The sequence below is a fragment of the Rhizobium leucaenae USDA 9039 genome (assembly GCF_000426285.1).
In the GTDB taxonomy this organism is placed as follows: Bacteria; Pseudomonadota; Alphaproteobacteria; order Rhizobiales; family Rhizobiaceae; genus Rhizobium; species Rhizobium leucaenae.
The window spans coordinates 239,375-257,928 of record NZ_AUFB01000003.1 but is presented as its reverse complement, the minus strand read 5'-3'; the positions used below and the strand labels follow the sequence as shown (position 1 = coordinate 257,928).

Here is an 18,554-nt window from a genome sequence, read left to right as displayed (position 1 = left end):
CCCCAGCGGGGGAGAAGGATGCCCGAAGGGCAGGTTGAGGGGCAATGCACCATAAGTATTTTCCTGCAGTTGCCGTTTGAACGTTACCCGGCAACGCCCCCTCACCCGCGCTACGCGCTGCCCTCTCCCCGTTGGCGCGAGGGTTTTAAATATCTCCTGCCGATGGCCCCCAGACATCCGTCATGGCGAAACCATTCACCATCGGATCAAAGGGATCGAGCGCCACCTGGCTCAGGCCGAAGGTGAAGCCGCGGCCGGTGATGGTGGGGATGATGGCGGGCTTGCCGGCAACTTCCGTCACCGCCTGGAGGCCGACCTCGAATTCCGAGCCGATGATCGAGCGGGATTTGAAGATGTCGCCGACCTTGGCCTTGCCGCGGGCATGCAGCGTCGCGAGGTTGGCGGAACTACCGGTGCCGCAGGGCGAACGGTCGGCGCGGCCGGGCCACATGGTCGTGCAGGTGCGGACCGCGCCATCGGCATCGATATCCCGGAACATGACATAGGCAACGCCGGAGATCGCCGGAATTTCCGGGTGGACGACCGGGATCGCGCGGTTGATCAGGTCCTTCAGGATCATCCCGGCCTGGACGAGCGATGCGGCGTTGGCCTTCTCGATCGTCAGATTGACCTGGCCCACATCGACCAGCGCGTAGAAGATGCCGCCATAGCAGAGATCGAGCTTGATCCTGCCCCAATGCGGCGTATCGATCTGCACATCCAGCTCATGCACGAAGGACGGAACCATGGTGAGCCTCACCTTTTCGCAACGGCCGTCGCGGCAGGTGGCGGTCGCCCGCACCAGGCCGGCGGCGGTATCAAGGGTCACCACCGTTTCCGGCTCCTTCATCTCGACGATGCCGGACTCGAGCAGCGCCGTCGTCACGCAGATGGAATTGGAGCCGGAGCTCGCATGCGCTTGATCCGGCTGCAGGATGATGAAGCCGGCATCGGCATCGGGGTGCTTGGCCGGCAGCAGCAGGTTGACGGAACCGATCGGCGCACCGCGCGGCTCAAGCACTAGGAAGCGGCGCAGTTCCTCGCCCTTCGGATCGGTGTTTAACCATTGCAGTTGCTCGGCGATCGTATTGCCGGGGATCTTCGGCACGCCGCCAATCGCGACCTTTCCGATTTCACCTTCGCAATGAACGTCCAACAACTGGATCGTGCGCTTCCATCTCATGTCTAAACTCCGATTAGACGTAGCGGGTGATGCCCTAATAGCGATTGATACGGAACGGGGTCATGTCAACCTCAGGCGTGACGCCGCTCATCATATCGGCCATCAACCTTGCTGTCGTCGCCGAAAAGGTCAGACCCAGATGACCATGGCCGGTGGCGTACCAGACGCCGGAAATGCGCGAGGATGGGGAGATGATCGGGATTGTGTCGGGCAGCGCCGGGCGATGGCCCATCCAGTCCTTGGCGTCTTCCACCTGCAGGCCCGGCAGCGCCCGCTGGGCGTGGCGGACGAGGATGCGCGGTCGACGGAAATCGGGGGCCGCGTCAAGGCCGGCCAATTCGACATTGCCGCCCACGCGAATGCCTCCGGCTGTCGGGGTTACCATGAAGGCTCGATGCGGCCAGATGATCGAATAGCGCATGGCAATGCCGGGCTTCATGATCTGCGTGTGATAGCCGCGCTCGGTTTCGAGCGGGATCGGCTCGCCAAGCGCGGAGGCGATGACGCGCGTCGGGACGCCGGCGGCGAGTACGACATCATTGGCCTCCAGTCGTCTTCCGCCTTCCAGAAGCACCGCCATGCCGCCATTCGCCTGGCGCTCGACAGTTCGGACTGCACCGGAGGTGAAGGTGGCGCCGTGAGCCTTGGCGGCGTCCAGCAGCTTGAGCACGAGCTGATAAGGTTCGCGGATCGACTTGTTGTCCGGCAGCAATACCGCTTTGGCAATTTTTGGCGACAGCGTCGGCTCGTAATCGCGGATTTCCACGCCGGAGAGAATCCTGTGCTCGAAACCATAGCGCCGCATCAGCTCGATATGGCCGCGATCGCCGGCAAACTCCGATTCCGTCTCGTAGATGGCCAGACAGCCCTCTTCCGTTATCAGATCCGGCGCACCGATGGCATCGAGCATCGTTCTGAAATCGCCGAGTGCGTGGCGGGACAGGCTCATGCCGGCATCTTCGATCTCCCTCAGCCGGGAAGGCCGACCGGCAGCGACGAAACGCAGGAACCATGGCAGCATTTTCGGCGCATAGGAGGGCCTGAGCCAAACCGGACCTTCCGGGTCCAGCAGCCAACCGGGAATTTTGCGCCAGGTGGACGGGCCGGAACTGGCGGCGAAATCGAGCGCGATGCTCGCCATATTGCCGAAGGAGGCGCCCCTGCCCGGCTCGCCTTTGTCCACGAGCATCACCTGCCGTCCGCGTCGCTGCAATTCGAAGGCGATCGCAACGCCGATAACGCCGGCGCCGACAACGATGACCGTCCGTTTATTTTCGTCCATTCCTGAAGTCCACCCGCAGAGCGCAAGCTCGATTTGATGCACCATGTGATATATCAGATCACCAGGTGTGGCTATGAGGTTTTTGGGGAGAGCGAATGCCGAGCAAGTCTCTCGCCTCGGCGAAGCCATGATAACTATCGACTGATCGCCGCGCCAACGTTGCTGCCGGTCGTCTCGACGCTGTCGCCAACGGAGCCGACGGTATTGCCGGCGGATGCGCCAAGGCGGCGGACCTGCTCACCGTAATTCCGGCGAGTGCGCGGATCGAAAATGGCGATCGGCGCACTGACGGCGACACTGGCCGCGTTGCCGACCGTCTGCGCTGCGCCGATGGCGACGGCGCCGACTGCGTCGCCGATGCCGACATCGGAATCGGTGATGGTCTGTCCCTCGATCAGCCGGTCGCCGATCAGCTTGACCACTTCCGGGCTCTCGGCGAATTTGCCGTGGTTCAGCCGGTCACCGGTCTTGAGCTTGGTAAGATCGAGCACGGTGATGCCCTGCTTTTCCAACTCGCTGCGATAGGGCTCGGCACTCGGATCGATCTGGCCAAGGCGGTCGATATTGCCGGAGATGCGGCGCGACAGCGATAGCGCCCGGTCGTCTCGCGAAACGAATAGGGTGAAATGCGGCTTGTCCTTGCCGAGCGCTGCAAATTGCTGGCCGAAGACATCGACGTCGAGGTCGGGAGAAGCAAGAATGACGTTCTTGATCTTCGGCGCGACGCGACCGTCGCGGATCGCCATCTGCCTCAATGCCTCGACGGCGAGCCAGGTGCCCATTGAATGGGCCATGACGGTGATATCGCCGACTGAGGGATTGGAGGCGGCGCGACGCAGCATTTCTTCCAGCGCGTCACGGGAATAATTGGCACTTTCCTTGTCGTAGGCATAGTCGAAAATGCTGGCCCGCGACGGCCAGGTGAAAACGACCGGCGTAACATCGGCATGGGAATCATGGACGATCTGCGCGAAGCGATAGACCGAATCCTCATAGCGATTGTTGAAGCCATGCACGAAAATCAGCACGCGCTTGTTCTTCGACAGATGCGTTTGCAACCACGCCTGAATGTCGGCCGCGCCCATCAGCGGCTTGACCGAGGTGGTGACGAAATTTTTCAAGGGATCGCCGGGCAGCCGGCTCGGCCACTGCACCTGGCCGACCTTGCGATTGGCCTCCGGCGGGATCGAAACACTGACGGCATCCACCTTCAAACCGGGGCCGCGCTCTCCAGAAAACAGGATCGCCGGATCCTTGTCCGGCAGTCGGGTGGTGGCGACGAGCAGATCGACGTTGGAGGTGCCGGGAACATTGTCGGCGATCGGCTGCATGACGCCGATCGGGCGGCCGCCGCAGGCCGTCAGCGACAACGCCGCGCTGACGGCGACAGCCCGGAAGAAGGCCTTCCCCCATCGGCCAAGATCTTCCATGCGCCGCATCGCGCCAGCCCTCTTCGTCGCAATTTCAATGTCGCCGTCAACATACCTATGGAAGAGGACGGTGCAAGCGGTGCGCGCTGTCTTCGCAACGTGATGTAGCGCTAATTCATCCGACCGCGGCAAAGGCGCAACGGTGGGTTGGCAGCAACGGCTACGATCAGCCCGGCAGAAAGCTTGGGAAAAGAGGACAAATAAAAAGAGCCCGATGCGGGAGGAGGATGCATCGGGCTCTTGATCCGGATTGGCAACTGGGAGGAGGAGGAGTGTTGCCAATCTATGAAGGAGCGCTGGGAGGAGGAGTGCGCCGCCTTCGAGGGGGTAGATATAACTGCCGCGGCGGCATTAACAGACCGGCTTTCGCAATGCAGCAATGCAGCAGGCGCAAAGCTTTTATTCACATATCCTTGCAAAAGCGCATAGCACCCGCAATCGCAGCATTTCGGCGCCTATTTTAAAGCCGTGACATGCAATGGCGGCGATTCACATCGTCGTGATCCATCTTTCACGGCATGCGCCGGGCGAACCGACAGGCTCGACTTACAGCGTGTATCGCGGCTATCGGAAGAACGTGCAAATCACAAAAGGGCGGTCGCCCATCAGCGGCCGCCGTTCAGTCGTTTATTATACAAGGAAGGCATCAAGCAGCGGCAAACGCCTTCTTGCCTTCGGCGTCCAGCGCCGAGAACTCGTCATCGGACAGCGTGATGTTTACCGCCGCGGTATTCTCTTCGAGATGCTTCACCTTGCCGGTGCCCGGGATCGGGAGGATTACGGGGCTGCGCGTCAGGACCCAGGCAAGGGCGATCTGGCTCGGGGCTGCGCCATGCTTCTTGGCAATGGTATCGAGCAGCGAGCCCTCCTTCGCCAGGTCGCCGGCGGCGAGCGGGAACCAGGGGATGAAGCCGATATTGTGCTTTGCGCAATAATCGAGAACGTCTTCACTGGTGCGGTCGACCAGATTGTAGCGGTTCTGGACCGTTGCCACCTTGAAATGTTTCGAGGCGGCCTCGATGTCGGCAACCGATACTTCGCTGAGGCCCGCGTGGCGGATGATCCCGGCATCGAGCAGCGACTTGACGGCGCCGAACTGTTCGGCGGCCGGCACCTTGGGATCGATGCGGTGAAGCTGCCAGAGATCGATCTGTTCGACACCGAGATTGCGCAGGCTCTTATGTGCCTGCTGGATCAGATATTCCGGACGGCCCAGAGGAATCCACTGGTCGGGACCGGTTCGGGTCAGACCGCCCTTGGTGGCGACGACAAGTTTGTCGCCATAGGGGTGCAGCGCCTCCTTGATCAGACGTTCGGACACATCGGGACCATAGGAATCGGCCGTGTCGATGAAGTCGATGCCGAGTTCCGGCAGGCGCTTAAGGGTGCGGATGGATTCGGCGTGATCCGCCGGCTCGCCCCAAATGCCTGACCCTGTAATGCGCATCGCGCCGAAACCGAGGCGATTGACGGTAAGCTCGTCGCCGATCTTGAATTGACCGGACTTGGCTGCGTTTAGATCTGACATGGTTTTCGTCCCTATGGTCTGGTTGACGTTATTCGAAATCCGTGGAAGCCGAGACCTGTTCCCAGGCGTCGAACTCGCCCTTGAGCAGGCCGAGTTTTTCGCGAACGAGACTGATGGCGTCGCGACCCAACAGAAGATGGGTCGGTGGGTTTTCCAATACAATGAGCTGCAGCATAACTTGTGCCGCCTTCTTCGGATCGCCGGGCTGTTTGCCGCTGCGTTCGAGGCCACCTTATCGCAGACGTAACGATGTCTCCTTGCTGGACGACGAGAAGATAGGTCAAAGCGACATTTTCGATGCTCTCATCAATCGCAGATGACCTATTTAGGAAAACTGATTAATCTCGGACAAAATTAAAATCGTTCGGAGAGCGCTTATGCGTCAGGACGTTTTGGACGGATTGGTGACCTTCGTCATCGTCGCGGAGGAAAAGAGCTTTTCAGCAGCAGCCGTGCGGCTCGGCGTATCACCCTCGGCGGTCAGCCAGTCGATCAGCAAACTCGAAGGCCGGATGCGGCTCGCGCTCTTCAATCGCACCACGCGCAGCGTCAGCCTGACCGAAGCAGGCCTACGCTATCTCGAACGCGTCGTGCCTGCCGTCCACGATCTGACGGCAGCCGCCCAGGAGCTTGGCGAGTCGGTCGACAAGCCGGCAGGATTGTTGCGCATCAACGTGGCACGCGCCGGTTATATGATCGCGCTTCAACCGATCCTACGCGATTTCCTGGACGCCTATCCAGAAATCGAGCTGGAGGTGCGTATCGAGGGTTCCCTGGTCGATATTGTCGGCCAAGGGTTCGACGCCGGCATTCGCTTCGGCGATCTGGTGCAGCGCGACATGGTGGCGGTGAAGATCGGGCCGGCGATCTCGGCCCATATCATTGCAGCGCCCAGCTATCTCGGACGCTACGGCATGCCGAAACATCCGCACGATCTGCTCAACCATAATTGCATCGGCTTTCGCCATTCCTCCAACGGGCAAGTCGAACGTTGGGAATTCGAGAGGAACGGCGAGAAAATCGAGCTTGCCGTCAACGGCCGGCTGATCGTCAACGATTCGGCGGCACTGACGCAGGCAGCTCTCGACGGCATCGGCATAGCCTACATGATCAACGGCTATATCGACCGCTTTCTCGATGACGGACGGCTGGTTCGCATCCTGTCCGATTGGAGCCCGGCGCTCGCCGGCCTGACGCTCTACTATGCCGACCGCCGCCGCGTGCCGGCAAAGCTGCGGGCTTTGATCGACTTCCTGCGCCATCGGCGGCAGGTCGAATTGCCGCAAACGGCAGGCGCCCTGACCTGAAATCAGCGAGCGGGATTGCGTTGCCGCGACAGGGTTCCGAGTTCAGTGAGCGCGGTCCAGAGTTCTTCGAACACGTGATGGGCGAAATCCTGCAATGACGCCTCTTGCAGGCCTTCACTCCAGCGCTCGCCACCGATGCGCAGTGTGCTGACGACGATCGCCGACAGCAGGCGCAGGCGAAACCGCTCCTCTTCAGCGCCGCCGGAGCGGGCGTAAAGTGCTTCTGTCAGCTTCTCTTCGAGTTTGGCATATTTCAACTGGTTACGGGCGCAAAGCGCCGGCATGTCGCGGATCAAGACGGCTAGGCAAGATGTTGCGGATCCGAGGAGGCGGCGAGCAGTGCGGACGTCAGAGCGCCTTCGATGACCTCGGCAATGGACGCATCCTTGGGCCGCGCGGCGATGGCATCGGCGAGTTCGTCGGAAAAGCTGTCCTGCCAGGCGAAGACCACCTCTTCCCTACTCGGAAAATAATCGAAGAAACTGCGCTTGGCGACGTCGGCGGCCTCGGTGATATCCTCGATCGTCGTGCCGTCGAAGCCGCGCTCGAGGAACAATGAGAGTGCCACCGACTCGATGCGCTCTCGCGTCTGGCGGCGTTTGCGTTCGCGCCGGCCTTCCCTCACCCCGCCGTCGATTTCTTTCGCATCCGCCATGGACCACCCCCACTATGCACCCGCTTCCGGCCGTCCCATGTCGGCCGAACCCGTTTCGGCAGCATAGGCTGCCAACCCGGCATCCACTTCGCCGCCATGATATCTGGAGCGATCGATCGAGATCTCCAACGGTTTTCTGCGCGAGATCCGGTAGACGCCCGCCGGCGGAATATTGCGCACCGTGCCGCCGATGCGCACCGCTTTCAGGCCGAGACGTTCGAGGATCGACCGCGACACGGGGCAGCGCGGACCGTAGGTGAACTGATAGAACGCGCCGCCAGGCTTCATCGTCGCAAAGGCGCCGCCGACGATTGCGATGATCTTGTCGGGAGACATGGAGAGCAATGGCAAGCCGCTGACGACGGCGCTAAAGGGCGCATCGGCAAACAGGCCGCATTGGGCGAGCTGCGCCGCATCCATTTGCACCACGCGCGCCTCAGGAAAGCGCCCGCGCAATCGAGCGGCAAACTCTTCGCCGAACTCGATCAACGTCAAGTCGCTCTCAGGAAGGCCGCGGGCCAGCAGCGCACGCGTGAAGACGCCGGTGCCGGGGCCAAGTTCGAGGACCGGGCCATCGAGCGCCTCGATCTCCTGCGTCATCAGACGGGCCAATCGCTCGCCGGACGGCGCAATCGCGGCCACACGCATAGGATTGCTCACCCAGGAGCGGAAGAACTGCACGAATTCGGCGCATGTCGTCTTTGTCGTCATCCCAGCAATCCCGCCCATAGCAAACATATTGGATATTTACGCGATCAAAGGCCGAGCAGCGTGGCAATTCGAAGGCGCAGCAGGCAATTGCCGCGGCCAATGTTGCCGACACGCAAATCGCAATTGCGATTTCCAAGCAATGTATTTTGAATTGTTGTATTTTTGCATTTAGCGCAACATTCAACACAGCTCACAGGTCGCGCCGTTAGCAATGCGCGTCGACCGCGACAGCGACTTCCGTGAACGATTCAGCCAATTGAGTGGCACCGGGTGCTGGCGCATTCGGCTGCACAACGTGTGCCGAGCCGAAGGAGTTGTCATGTACGGCTCGGAAGACTTCAATTAGCGAAGGGACTGGTGTGCGCCGGTATCGTACGATCCGCAGAGAGCAAAGCCATCTGGCGACGGCTGTGGGAGGTATCGGAGCAACTGACCGGATTGAGAATGCCCGTATCTGTTACGGCATGAGGGGTGCCCTCTCCCCGCCCATGCGGGGAAAGGTTTTGCACGCCAAAATCACGGTCCGACGCATTGCCGGCGCGGACCGTTGGTGGGCTGATAAGTATTGTCGGAAACGCGGTACGACCGATAGCGGTTGGCGCACCAGCGGACATGCGCGCTCCCATAGGCGGGCCGCGCAATAGCACCGCCGATGATCGCACCGGCCGCGAAGGCAGCCGCAGGATACCACCATCCGTCGCTGTAGCGGCGATAGCCCGGCCGCGCATAGCGATAGCCATGATAACCGCGCCAGTAACCGGCACGGGGTCCAGGGCGATAGTGGCGGTAATACGGGCGGTAATGTGGACGATGGCGGTAGCGATATTGTACCTCGGTCACGCCGTTGGCCTGGCCGGTCGTCTGCAAGAGCTGCGGCTGCATCACGGGCTGGATTGGCCCGGCGGCGGCCGGATCGATGGATGAAACGGCGAGCAGGGCACTCAGGGCGGTGGCGCTCACCGCCGTTAAATATCGCTTCACGGTCAATCTCCTCTTAAGTTCCAAGAACTCTGGGGAACGCGCAATGGTTGAAAAAGTTCCGAGGGACCCGATCGCTTGTGCAAGTCACAAGTGTGAGTTATAGATAGATAGGAAGCCTATCTATCTTTCTGGATCGCCATGCGTGAAACCGGACATCTTCGCGAACTTGAAGAGGCCATGGCGCTCGCCGAAGCGCTGCGCCCGGTCCTGCATCGCCTTTACCGCCAGTTGCGGCGTGAAATCGACGATCCCAGCATCTCGCCGCTGCAGGCGCTTCTTCTCGTCGCCATTCTGCGGCAGCCTGGCATTGGCGTCGCGGAGCTGGCGCGGCTGGAAAAGCTGCGCGGCCCGACGATATCAGGACACATCAAGGCGATGGAACGCGAGGGCCTCGTCACCCGCTCCGCTCCCGACCCGGAAGATCGCCGGCGCAGCGGTCTGATCGCCACCGACAAGGGACGGGCTCTGATTCAAGGCATAAAGCGGAGGCGAACCGATTGGCTCGCCTTCGAACTCGCCAAATTGTCACCCGAGGCGCGCGCCGCCATCCGCGCCGCCATCGGCCCGCTCGAAGAGATCGGACAATGACACCACAGGTTCAACAGGCCGCTCCGCAGCCGGCGAGCGAAGGCTACGCGGCCGACCGCCGCGAAATCCGTGCCGTCATTCTTGGCTTGATGATCGTGCTCGGCCTCGGCGCCATCGATCAGAGCATCGTTGCGACCGCCCTGCCGCGCATCGTCAGCGATCTCGGCGGCGTTACGCATCTCTCCTGGGTGGTCAGCGCCTATGTGCTGGCCTCGACCAGCACCATGCCTCTCTACGGCAAGCTCAGCGACCAGTACGGCCGCAAGCCGATGATCTACGCGGCAATCCTCATCTTTCTTCTTGGCTCCGTGTTGAGCGGCATGGCGCAGACGCTGCTGCAGCTCATCATCTTCCGCGCCATTCAGGGGATCGGTGCCGGCGGACTGCTGCCGCTCGCGCAAATCATCATCGGCGATCTGGTGCCACCGGCCAGGCGCGGCCGCAATCAAGGTTCGATCGCCGCCGTCTTTGCCGTCTGCAGCGTCGTCGGCCCAATCCTCGGCGGCGTCATCACCGATCTGCTCTCCTGGCACTGGATCTTCTACGTCAACCTGCCGATCGGCGCGGTGGCGCTCGTCATGATCGGCCGCGCCTTGAAGCGGCGGCATCAGGTCCGCAGCCGCCGTATCGACTATCTCGGCGCCGTGCTGCTGACCGCCTGCACCACCAGTTTCCTGCTGGCGCTTGCGCTTGGCGGCAACGAATGGGCCTGGGACTCGCCGCAAATTCTCGGTCTGTCCGCTGCGGCTCTTGTCCTCGGAATTATCTTTGTCTTCCATATAAAGCGTGAACCAGAGCCGGTGCTGCCGCCTGATCTCTTTAGCAACCGACTGTTCATCATTGCCTGCCTCGTCTTGGCCCTGACCTTCATGGGCATGCTCGGCGCCACCCTGTTCTTCCCGTTATTCTTCCAGATGGTGATGGGCGTCACCCCCTCACATTCCGGCTTCCTGACGGGACCGCTGATGATCGGCTTCGTCATCTCCTCCATGCTCAACGGCCGCGTGCTGTTGCAGCGTTCCGGCCGCTACAAGCCGGCCCAGCTTTGCGGCCTGGGCCTCGCGACGGCTGCCTTCGCTACGCTCGCCTGGGCCATTGCGACTAGCAAGGGCTTCGCCATCATCGAGCCTCCGATCTTCGCGCTCGGCCTGGGGCTCGGGCTGGTGATGCCGACAATGACGGTCGCGGTGCAGAATGCCCTGCCGCTGGCGCATCGCGGCGTCGGCACGGCAACACTTGCTTTCTTCCGTTCGCTCGGCGGCCTGATCGGCGTCACCGGCTCCGGTGCGATCCTCGCCTATCGCGTGCAAAAGGCGATCGGATCGTCCGACGGGCTCGGCATGTCCTCGTTGACCGAAGGCGGCTTGAAGCAACTCGCCGCCGCTTCGCCGGAAGCTCATGCGGCCGCGATCGCGGTTTACCGCCATGCCATCGCGATGACCTTCGCCACCGGAACCGTCATTGTGGGGCTGGCCTTGATCGCGCTGCTGTTCCTGCCGGAATTGCCGCTGAAGACGCATCACGGCGAAGGCGCGCAGCCCCGCTGAGATCATCGCACAAGCCCCGGGTAAGTCCATTTTCCTACAGTCGACGACATCTGCGATGCGCCGCCCGAACCGGCGCGCATCGACCGATCGTCAAAGGCGGCCTCCGGCGTAATGGCTGCCCCATATTGGGAAGGAACGACCTATGGTCTCCGCATTGACCACGACCCGATTGCTCTCATCACAAATGGCCCTGCAGTTGCTGCAGACACCAGACGCCTCGCAGGATTCGAGCAGCGATCCCCTATTGGACGATAGCAGCAGCAGTGATCTCTCGAGCCTGCCGTCGCAGTCGCAGGCATCGCTGACCAGCATGCTGAACGGCTTGTCGGCAAATCAAACCGACAGTTCCACGGCATCGCAATCCGATCCGGACATGACCAGCAGCTCGTTCATGAATCTCCTGAAACAGAACCTGCAGGACGCGGTCAAAAGCGAGGGCAAGGGCGGCCAGGCTCAGGGCATGCTCAACGCGCTCGACAACGGTACGCTGACGGTTTCCGACCCCACCAAGGGCGTTTCGATCACGGCATGGGATGCCGATGCCGACAGCGAACAGGGTACGACCAGCAAGACCGGCGACACGATCCCCACCAGCGATTGGAACGATTTCCTGAAGGCTCATCTCGAACGCGGTTCCGATGGAACCTTCGTCAAGAATTCCGACGGCAGTTTCAGCGACAAGGTCACCGGCAACGAGGCCTATTTCGGCCAGGTCGGATCGCAGTATTACTACATCACTTGGCCGTCGGCCGCTTCCGACAAGAGTGCGGAGAGTTCGGATGTGTCGGCCTCCGAGAAGACGAGCACCTAAGCTTCTCCGGGACAAGCTCGGGCCGAGCTGTCCTCTCCATCAGCATGATCCAGCACGCATCGGATGGCAGCGGCATCGGGAGAGAGCAGCCCGATGCTCCCACCACGCCGGCAGAACCGCTTCCATGCCCGATCATCCGGCTGATTTTATTCGATAAAATCGAATTGATTGTGTCGGCGTATAGCTACACCCCTTTTGGGAGTAGGTTGATCCAATCGTAGGATGTCCCTCCACCATTGGATTAGATGACAAAAATGTGAACGGCAATCACAGTTTCGTGAGATTTCCAACGTCTCTATCAACTGGGGGATTCCGATCATGCTTACAGCCACCGCGACCAAGCCAGCCTCCCTGGATACGCAAAGTATCGCGGTGGGACCGAATGCTTTCAGAAATGACTTCAATAGAAGGTCATTCCAGTTCAGCCACAACTTGGTCGGACATCGGTTGTTCACGCTTCCGCGCCTTGCGGAACTTGCGAAATCGCTGCTTGCGAACACGAGCACGAGAAGCGTGCGCTGGCAGGCGGGCGGCGCACCGGTGGACGCAGGCTGGGCCGTGCCGCTGAACCACAAGGTGGAGAGCGTCAACGAAGCGATCTCGAATTTGGCGGAATCGGGATCATGGGTCCTGCTCTACAGTGTTCAGCGCGATCCCGAATATCGTGCATTGCTCGATCAGCTCATGACCGAAATCCTCGCAGATACCGGTTGCTCGCGGGACGAAGTCACCTGGGAAGACGCCTACATATTCCTGGCCTCGCCCGACGCGGTAACGCCCTATCATATCGATCATGAAGCAACATTCCTGTTCCAGATCCACGGCAACCGAACCGCCAACATATGGGACGCGAACGATCGTTCCATTCTGCCCGACAACGAAATTGAAAAATACTACGCGGGCGATCTCAACGCCGCGAAATATACCATCGAAAAACAAAGCAAGGCGGCGGTCTATGCCTTGAACCAGGGGACCGGCGTGCACCATCCATCGAAAGCGCCGCATGCGTTCAAGAACGGCGATATCTATTCGATCGCTCTCGGCATTCATTTCTGCGTGCGCGATTGCGACCGAGAGGCCGCCATCTACCAGATGAACTATCTGCTGCGGCGCTGCGGCATGAAGCCGACCACGCCCGGAAAATCCGCATGGCGCGACAAACTGAAGACCTCGATCATCGGACTGTTCGCCGACAAAAATCCGAAGACGAAGCACGATATGCTGCGCTCAGGCTTCACAAGGCTGATTGCGCCGTTGCGCCTCGTTCTGAAATAGAGGCGAAGGGGCCGGGTTTGCCCGGCCCCTTCGACATCACGAAATAGTGCTTTTCCCGGCGAGCCTTGGACCAAGGCGGCGGATTGCTTTTGTCCGTATATTGGTTCAGCCTTCCGTTGTTGATCACGCGCCAAGCGTGTGACGTCAGTCAGCGGAGGAATGACCATGAGGTTTGTTGCAGTATTCGCAGCTACGGCGGTTGTCGCCCTCATCGGCACGAGTGCCATGGGTCAGACAACCACCACACCGGCAACCACAGCCACGCCGATGACCACCACGAAAACGCCGAGCACCACCGCGAAACAAAAGGCAGCGGCGCCCATGCAATCGGACATTTCGAAGGCGTGCTCAGCGCAGGCCGATGCGAAGGGGCTTCATGGCAAGGAACGCTCCAAGTTCCGCAGCCAGTGCAAGAAAAATGGCGGCAAGGGGTAAGTAGGTCCAGCCGACCCGCGGCCAACTCGGCGGTAAGCACTTGAAATGCAGCGAATGGGGTCATCGTAACCGGCCTTGCGATCGCGCGGTTAAGCGGGCGCGAGAGCTGTATCTTGAGCCATACCTCGGCTCCCCCCGCGGCATTGCGAGGTGCCTCAAGAAGCGGCGGCGTCCGAGATCGCGATCATGGGAACTGCGATGATTGGCGTTGCGGCTCGCGCGCCGTGTCGAAAAACTTTGCCGGAGTTAGCCAATGTCGGTGGTTTACAGACCTGCTCGGGCAGACGATTTGGCTGCGACCGATGCGCTGGTGGTTTCCGCCATCAACGATCTTACCGTTCGCCATGGCTTTGGCCCGATGGCGACGGCAAGCCCTCCCAGCTTTCAGCTATTTTCGCTCAAAGACGACCCGGATGGCCTGTGGATAGCTGAGGACGATGGAGAGATTCTTGGCTTTGCCTGGAGTTGGGTTTGCGGGAATGTTTGGTTCCTCGCGCAGTTGTTCGTCGATCCCGCCCGGCAGGGCCAAGGCATCGGCAATGAACTATTGGGACGAACCGTGGAGCATGCCCGGAAATCGGGGGCAGCTCACAGGGCACTTATCACCTTTACCTTCAATCGCGTCTCGCAGGGCCTGTACATGCGGCACGGCCTCTTTCCCAAGATGCCGATTTACCTTTTCAATGCCGCGCGCGAGCGGGTGATGCAGGAACTGCCGGCGCCGCCACTGCGCGCCATCGCGATCGACGGCAGCGCCGCAACCATGAAAAAGCTCGCCGAGATCGACTCCCGCGCCATAGGCGCCTCGCGCGAGAAGCATCATCGCTACCTGCTCGATGACCCGACGACAACGGGAGTGCTGCTCTGCGCCGGCAGCGATTGCGTCGGCTACAGCTATCTCGCATCAAGTGCGCACATCGGCCCCCTCGCCGTCACGCGGCCTGACTTTCTCCACGATGCCTTTACGACTGCGCTGAAACTGGCGGCAGATCGCTCTGCTGAGAACGTATCGGCGTTTCTGCCGGGCACATGCGACAGCGTCCTGAGACTTGCGGTCAAGCAAGGTATCCGAATCACCTTTCCCATGCTGTTGATGGCATCGCCGGAGTATGGTGACTGGACGCAGTATCTGCCGCGAAATCCTGGCTTTATGTGATCGGTCGTCTGCCTGCGGTAACGAAGAACCCTTGCGGATCAATCGCCACACCGCTATTTACCCGACGTCGGAAAAGGCAGACTTGGTTTGGTAAGCCCAAGTCCTTTTGGTAACGAAAGCTCTGGTCTTTGGCCTCGCGCATGAGACCCCCACGACGAACATCGGGCGCTGCGTCAGCGCCCAACTGTTCGTCCGTGTGGTTCTCAAACCTGAGGAACGCTCCGGTCGAACATCATCGACACAGGAGCCCGTTCATGCCCAACCGCCCCTTAGCTCTTTATGACGTTGTGATTGCTGGAGCCGGTCCTGTCGGCCTGTTCCTCGCCTGCGAGCTGCGCCTTGCCGATCTCTCGGTGCTGGTGCTGGAGCAAGCCGAAGACCCGCGCTCACCCTTGAAGCAACTTCCGTTCGGAATGCGCGGCCTTTCCGCGCCCACTCTCGAAGCCCTTTACCGTCGCGGATTGCTGGACGACATCGTCGCGGCGCAGCGTGCAAACGATGCCTCGGGCAGCACCGTGGCCGCCGCGCACTGGCTGCAGCAGCCGCGCCACCCTGCCGGCCATTTCGCCGGTATCCAATTCTTCCACGACAAAATCGATAGCTCCAAGTGGCCCTATCGCCTGCCAAGTCCGGCCGGTGTCAACATGGCGGTCGACATGGAAACCCTCGAAGCCGTCCTGAGCGCTCGCGCAACCGCCACGGGGGCCGAGATCAGGCGCGGCCTCGGCGTCGAGACGTTCGACCAGTCGGATGACGAGGTGACCATCCGTGCCGGCGGCGAGGCTTTTCGCTGTCGCTGGCTCGTTGGTTGCGATGGCGGGCGCAGTGCAGTGCGCAAGGCCGGCGGCTTCGATTTCGTCGGCACTGATCCCGAATTCACCGGCTATTCGATCGAAGTCGAGATGGCCGATCCGGACATCCTCCGCGTGGGCCGCAGCTACACCTCGACGGGCATGTACACCTATGCGCGGCCTGGGACGATCGCGATGGTCGACTTCGACGGCGGCGCGTTCCACCGGAACCAGCCGATCACCCTCGACCATACACAAGCAGTGTTACGCAGCGTCTCTGGCACAGACGTTGCGTTGACGGCTCTCCGGCTGGCCACGACTTGGACGGATCGCGCGTACCAAGCGGTGTCTTATCGCAACGGGCGAGTGCTGCTTGCCGGGGACGCCGCACACGTACACTCCCCGCTGGGCGGCCAGGGCTTCAATCTCGGGCTCGGTGATGCAATGAATCTCGGCTGGAAGCTGGCCGCCACCCTTCGCGGTGATGCGCCGGTCGATCTGCTAGATACCTATACGAGTGAGCGGCATCCGGTCGGAGCGCAGATACTCGACTGGTCGCGCGCGCAGGTCGCGATTATGCGGCCAAGCCGGAGCTCACGCGCGCTCGAAGCCATCCTCCGCGATCTGATTGAGACGCGCGATGGCGCGACCTATTTCGCCGAACGTGCGTGGGGCGTTTCCCTCCGCTATGATCTTGGCAACAGCCAACCGCTCGTGGGCCGCAGCGTTCCCGACTTCGAATTGGTCGACGGTACGAAGATCGGCGATCTTCTCAGGACCGGAAGGGGCTTACTTTTAGACTTTGACGCTCGCGCACCGCTTCATGGGCTTGCGCGCCGCTGGAGCGGGCGGATCGCTTATGTCGCAAGTGACGTCAAGGATCGGCTGGGCTTGAGCGCTGTATTGGTACGCCCCGATGGCTTCGTCGCTTGGGTTGCCGACACCACCCCTATTCTTGAGGAAGCTATTCAGGCTGCCGCGCGTTGGTTCGGCGAACCCGGGTAGGCTCGTTGTGACCATCATTGTTTTGGAGTTATGAAAAATGGCGCACCCGAAGAGATTCGAACTCCTGACCCCCAGATTCGTAGTCTGGTGCTCTATCCAGCTGAGCTACGGGTGCGTGGCCGAAACGGAAGAAACCGTTGGCGTGGGCGGTTCTCTAAAGGGTCCTTCCGGGGAATGCAAGTGGATTTGTGAAAAAGATCGCGATTTTCACAAGCGGTCTCATGAAGAGGCTGAAAATACTCAGTTTTCGTGGAAGGAGCGGCTGCGGTAGTCGTCGAGCGAGACCGGACGGTCGGGGATTTCGATGCGGAATTGCGTGCCGGCGGCGGGTTTTTCCACCAGCGCGATGGTGCCGCCATGGGCAAGCACCAGTTCGCGGGCGATCGCCAGGCCCAAGCCGGTGCCGCCGGAGCGGGCGGAGCCGCGAAAGGCGGTGAAAAGATTTTCCCGCGCCTTCTGCGGCATGCCGGGGCCGGTATCGTCGACCGTGATGCTGACGACGCTGCCGATGCGACGCGCCGATACGGTGATGCGGCGGATGCTATCGGGCGCCGTCTCGGCGAAGGCGACCAGGGCCTGGTGGGCATTGCGGCAGAGATTGTGGATGATTCGGAACAGTTGCTCGCTGTCGGCGTCGACTTCCAGATCCGGACTCATCTGCACGACGAATTCGATGCCGCTATCGGGATCGATCGCCAGGATATCGCGGACTTCGTCGATGAGTTCGAGAAGATGCACCCGGCGGCGGCGCGGGGCCGATTCGGAGGTCTGGCCGAAAGACAGCACCTCGGTCGTATAGCCGACGGCGCGGTCGATGGTGCGCAGCAACTTCGGTGCAAAACGCTTGACCATCGGATCGTCGACGTCGACCAGGCGGTCGGACATCAGTTGCGCGGCCGAAAGGATGTTGCGCATATCGTGGTTGATCTTCGACACGGCAAGACCGAGAGCGGCGAGGTTCTTCTGCTGCTTCAGGGTCTTCTGCAATTGCGACTGCATGGAAGCGAGATGGCGGCCGGCCACGGCTAGTTCGTCGCGTCCTCCGTCCGACACCAGCACGCGGCTAGGGTCTTCCGGATCCTGCGAAAAGGTCTGCATGCTGTCGGTCAGCCGACGGATCGGGCGGATCATCATGCGATTGATGGCGAAGAAGATCAGGGTCGCGGTGAACAGCGAAATCAGGATCGAAACGAAAAGGACGCTGCCGGAATAGGCAAGCATAGCGCTGCGCAGCCTTGTGTCCTTCAACACCACTTCGATGCCGGTGCTGGCGTCGCCGCCGACCGGGCCGAAGACACGGATGACGCGGTTGCCGCCGAACAGCAGCGTGTCCAGGGCATCGCGCATCGCAGTCGGCAGCGAGACATCGCTCAAATCATATTGCTCGTCGACGGAAGACGGCATCTCGGCGGTCGCCAACAGCCGCGAGGTTCCATCCTTGCGCAGCACGATGGCGCGCGTGCCCGTCGCCATCAGCGTTTCCTTCTGAAGCGCACGGGGCAGTTCGACCGGCTGCAGACCATCGATGACGATGGCGGCGGCGGCGGCCGTGTTCAGCCGATCCTCCAGCCAGCGCAAACGCATATTGGCGACGGAGGGAACGAAGATCAGCACTTCGGCAAGCAGAATGAAAACGACGGTGAGCATCAGAAGCTTGCCGGAAAGGCCGCCGAAAATGCCGGTGGGGCGGTAAAAACGCGAGTGACTCCGAGCCTCGGCCTTGCCGCCTTCGCCGACGTTCCTGTCTTGCTCACGATCCATTTCGGCTGTCCCGCTTTGTTTCAAAGCGATCTGATGACGACATATCGAAGCAGATAATAGGAGATTGTGACAGTTTTTCCAATCGCCTCTGTGACAGTGCGGCTGTTA

At 61.0% G+C, this 18,554-nt stretch carries 16 protein-coding genes, 1 tRNA gene and 1 pseudogene; 8 read left to right on the top strand and 10 right to left on the bottom strand.

Translation table 11 applies throughout. The features are described 5' to 3' along the window. Positions 1-145 precede the first annotated feature (145 nt). The 5 genes from K290_RS0106205 to K290_RS36125 all read right to left on the bottom strand — a co-directional run bounded on the left by K290_RS0106205 (position 146) and on the right by K290_RS36125 (position 5,598). Positions 146-1,183 (bottom strand): 4-hydroxyproline epimerase, encoded by a 1,038-nt coding sequence (locus K290_RS0106205; RefSeq protein WP_028751086.1) that lies wholly within the window; start codon positions 1,181-1,183, stop codon positions 146-148. Positions 1,184-1,217: 34 nt separating this feature from the next. After that, positions 1,218-2,465 carry an NAD(P)/FAD-dependent oxidoreductase gene (locus K290_RS0106200; RefSeq protein ID WP_028751085.1) on the bottom strand — a complete coding sequence of 416 codons (1,248 nt, stop codon included), beginning with the start codon at positions 2,463-2,465 and terminating at the stop codon, positions 1,218-1,220. Between the two features lie 134 nt (positions 2,466-2,599). Continuing rightward, entirely contained in the window at positions 2,600-3,895 is a 1,296-nt protein-coding gene (locus K290_RS0106195) for an alpha/beta hydrolase (protein WP_028751084.1), read from the bottom strand. A 646-nt stretch (positions 3,896-4,541) separates the two neighbouring features. Then, positions 4,542-5,423 carry an aldo/keto reductase gene (locus tag K290_RS0106185; protein ID WP_028751083.1) on the bottom strand — a complete coding sequence of 294 codons (882 nt, stop codon included), beginning with the start codon at positions 5,421-5,423 and terminating at the stop codon, positions 4,542-4,544. A gap of 28 nt (positions 5,424-5,451) precedes the next feature. After that, entirely contained in the window at positions 5,452-5,598 is a 147-nt protein-coding gene (locus K290_RS36125; protein WP_245276486.1) for a hypothetical protein, read from the bottom strand. A 202-nt stretch (positions 5,599-5,800) separates the two neighbouring features. Between K290_RS36125 and K290_RS0106175 the strand changes: the two genes are divergently transcribed. Next, positions 5,801-6,730 (top strand): LysR family transcriptional regulator, encoded by a 930-nt coding sequence (locus K290_RS0106175; protein WP_028751082.1) that lies wholly within the window; start codon positions 5,801-5,803, stop codon positions 6,728-6,730. A gap of 2 nt (positions 6,731-6,732) precedes the next feature. Here K290_RS0106175 and K290_RS33850 read toward each other — a convergent pair. From K290_RS33850 to K290_RS0106155, 3 genes and pseudogenes are all read right to left on the bottom strand, one after another. Next, positions 6,733-7,385: pseudogene (locus K290_RS33850) on the bottom strand (TetR family transcriptional regulator). Between the two features lie 12 nt (positions 7,386-7,397). Then, complete coding sequence (locus tag K290_RS0106165; RefSeq protein ID WP_028751081.1) at positions 7,398-8,096, bottom strand: class I SAM-dependent methyltransferase; 699 nt, start codon at positions 8,094-8,096, stop codon at positions 7,398-7,400. A gap of 516 nt (positions 8,097-8,612) precedes the next feature. Beyond that, positions 8,613-9,077, bottom strand: a complete 465-nt coding sequence (locus tag K290_RS0106155; RefSeq protein WP_051263947.1) for a BA14K family protein — start codon at positions 9,075-9,077, stop codon at positions 8,613-8,615. 138 nt (positions 9,078-9,215) lie between these two features. Between K290_RS0106155 and K290_RS0106150 the strand changes: the two genes are divergently transcribed. The 7 genes from K290_RS0106150 to K290_RS0106120 all read left to right on the top strand — a co-directional run bounded on the left by K290_RS0106150 (position 9,216) and on the right by K290_RS0106120 (position 16,685). Beyond that, complete coding sequence (locus K290_RS0106150; protein ID WP_028751079.1) at positions 9,216-9,665, top strand: MarR family winged helix-turn-helix transcriptional regulator; 450 nt, start codon at positions 9,216-9,218, stop codon at positions 9,663-9,665. Continuing rightward, entirely contained in the window at positions 9,662-11,212 is a 1,551-nt protein-coding gene (locus K290_RS0106145; protein ID WP_028751078.1) for an MDR family MFS transporter, read from the top strand. Before K290_RS0106150 ends, K290_RS0106145 begins: the two co-directional genes overlap by 4 nt. Positions 11,213-11,354: 142 nt before the next feature. After that, positions 11,355-12,023, top strand: a complete 669-nt coding sequence (locus K290_RS33845) for a hypothetical protein (protein ID WP_051263946.1) — start codon at positions 11,355-11,357, stop codon at positions 12,021-12,023. Between the two features lie 447 nt (positions 12,024-12,470). Further along, positions 12,471-13,298: a hypothetical protein gene (locus K290_RS0106135; protein WP_154668559.1), complete on the top strand. Its 828-nt coding sequence runs from the start codon at positions 12,471-12,473 to the stop codon at positions 13,296-13,298. A gap of 165 nt (positions 13,299-13,463) precedes the next feature. Beyond that, positions 13,464-13,733, top strand: coding sequence for a PsiF family protein (locus tag K290_RS0106130; RefSeq protein ID WP_028751076.1), 270 nt, complete (start codon positions 13,464-13,466; stop codon positions 13,731-13,733). Positions 13,734-14,022: 289 nt separating this feature from the next. After that, entirely contained in the window at positions 14,023-14,889 is an 867-nt protein-coding gene (locus K290_RS0106125) for a GNAT family N-acetyltransferase (protein ID WP_245276485.1), read from the top strand. Positions 14,890-15,143: 254 nt separating this feature from the next. Then, on the top strand, positions 15,144-16,685 hold the full coding sequence (locus K290_RS0106120) for an FAD-dependent monooxygenase (RefSeq protein ID WP_028751074.1): 1,542 nt from the start codon (positions 15,144-15,146) through the stop codon (positions 16,683-16,685). A gap of 38 nt (positions 16,686-16,723) precedes the next feature. On the opposite strand, the gene K290_RS0106115 is transcribed toward K290_RS0106120, so the two are convergent. Together K290_RS0106115 and K290_RS0106110 are read right to left on the bottom strand one after the other, a co-directional pair. Then, positions 16,724-16,800: transfer RNA gene (locus K290_RS0106115), tRNA-Arg, on the bottom strand. Positions 16,801-16,925: 125 nt separating this feature from the next. Next, positions 16,926-18,446, bottom strand: a complete 1,521-nt coding sequence (locus K290_RS0106110) for a sensor histidine kinase (protein WP_028751073.1) — start codon at positions 18,444-18,446, stop codon at positions 16,926-16,928. Positions 18,447-18,554 lie beyond the last annotated feature (108 nt).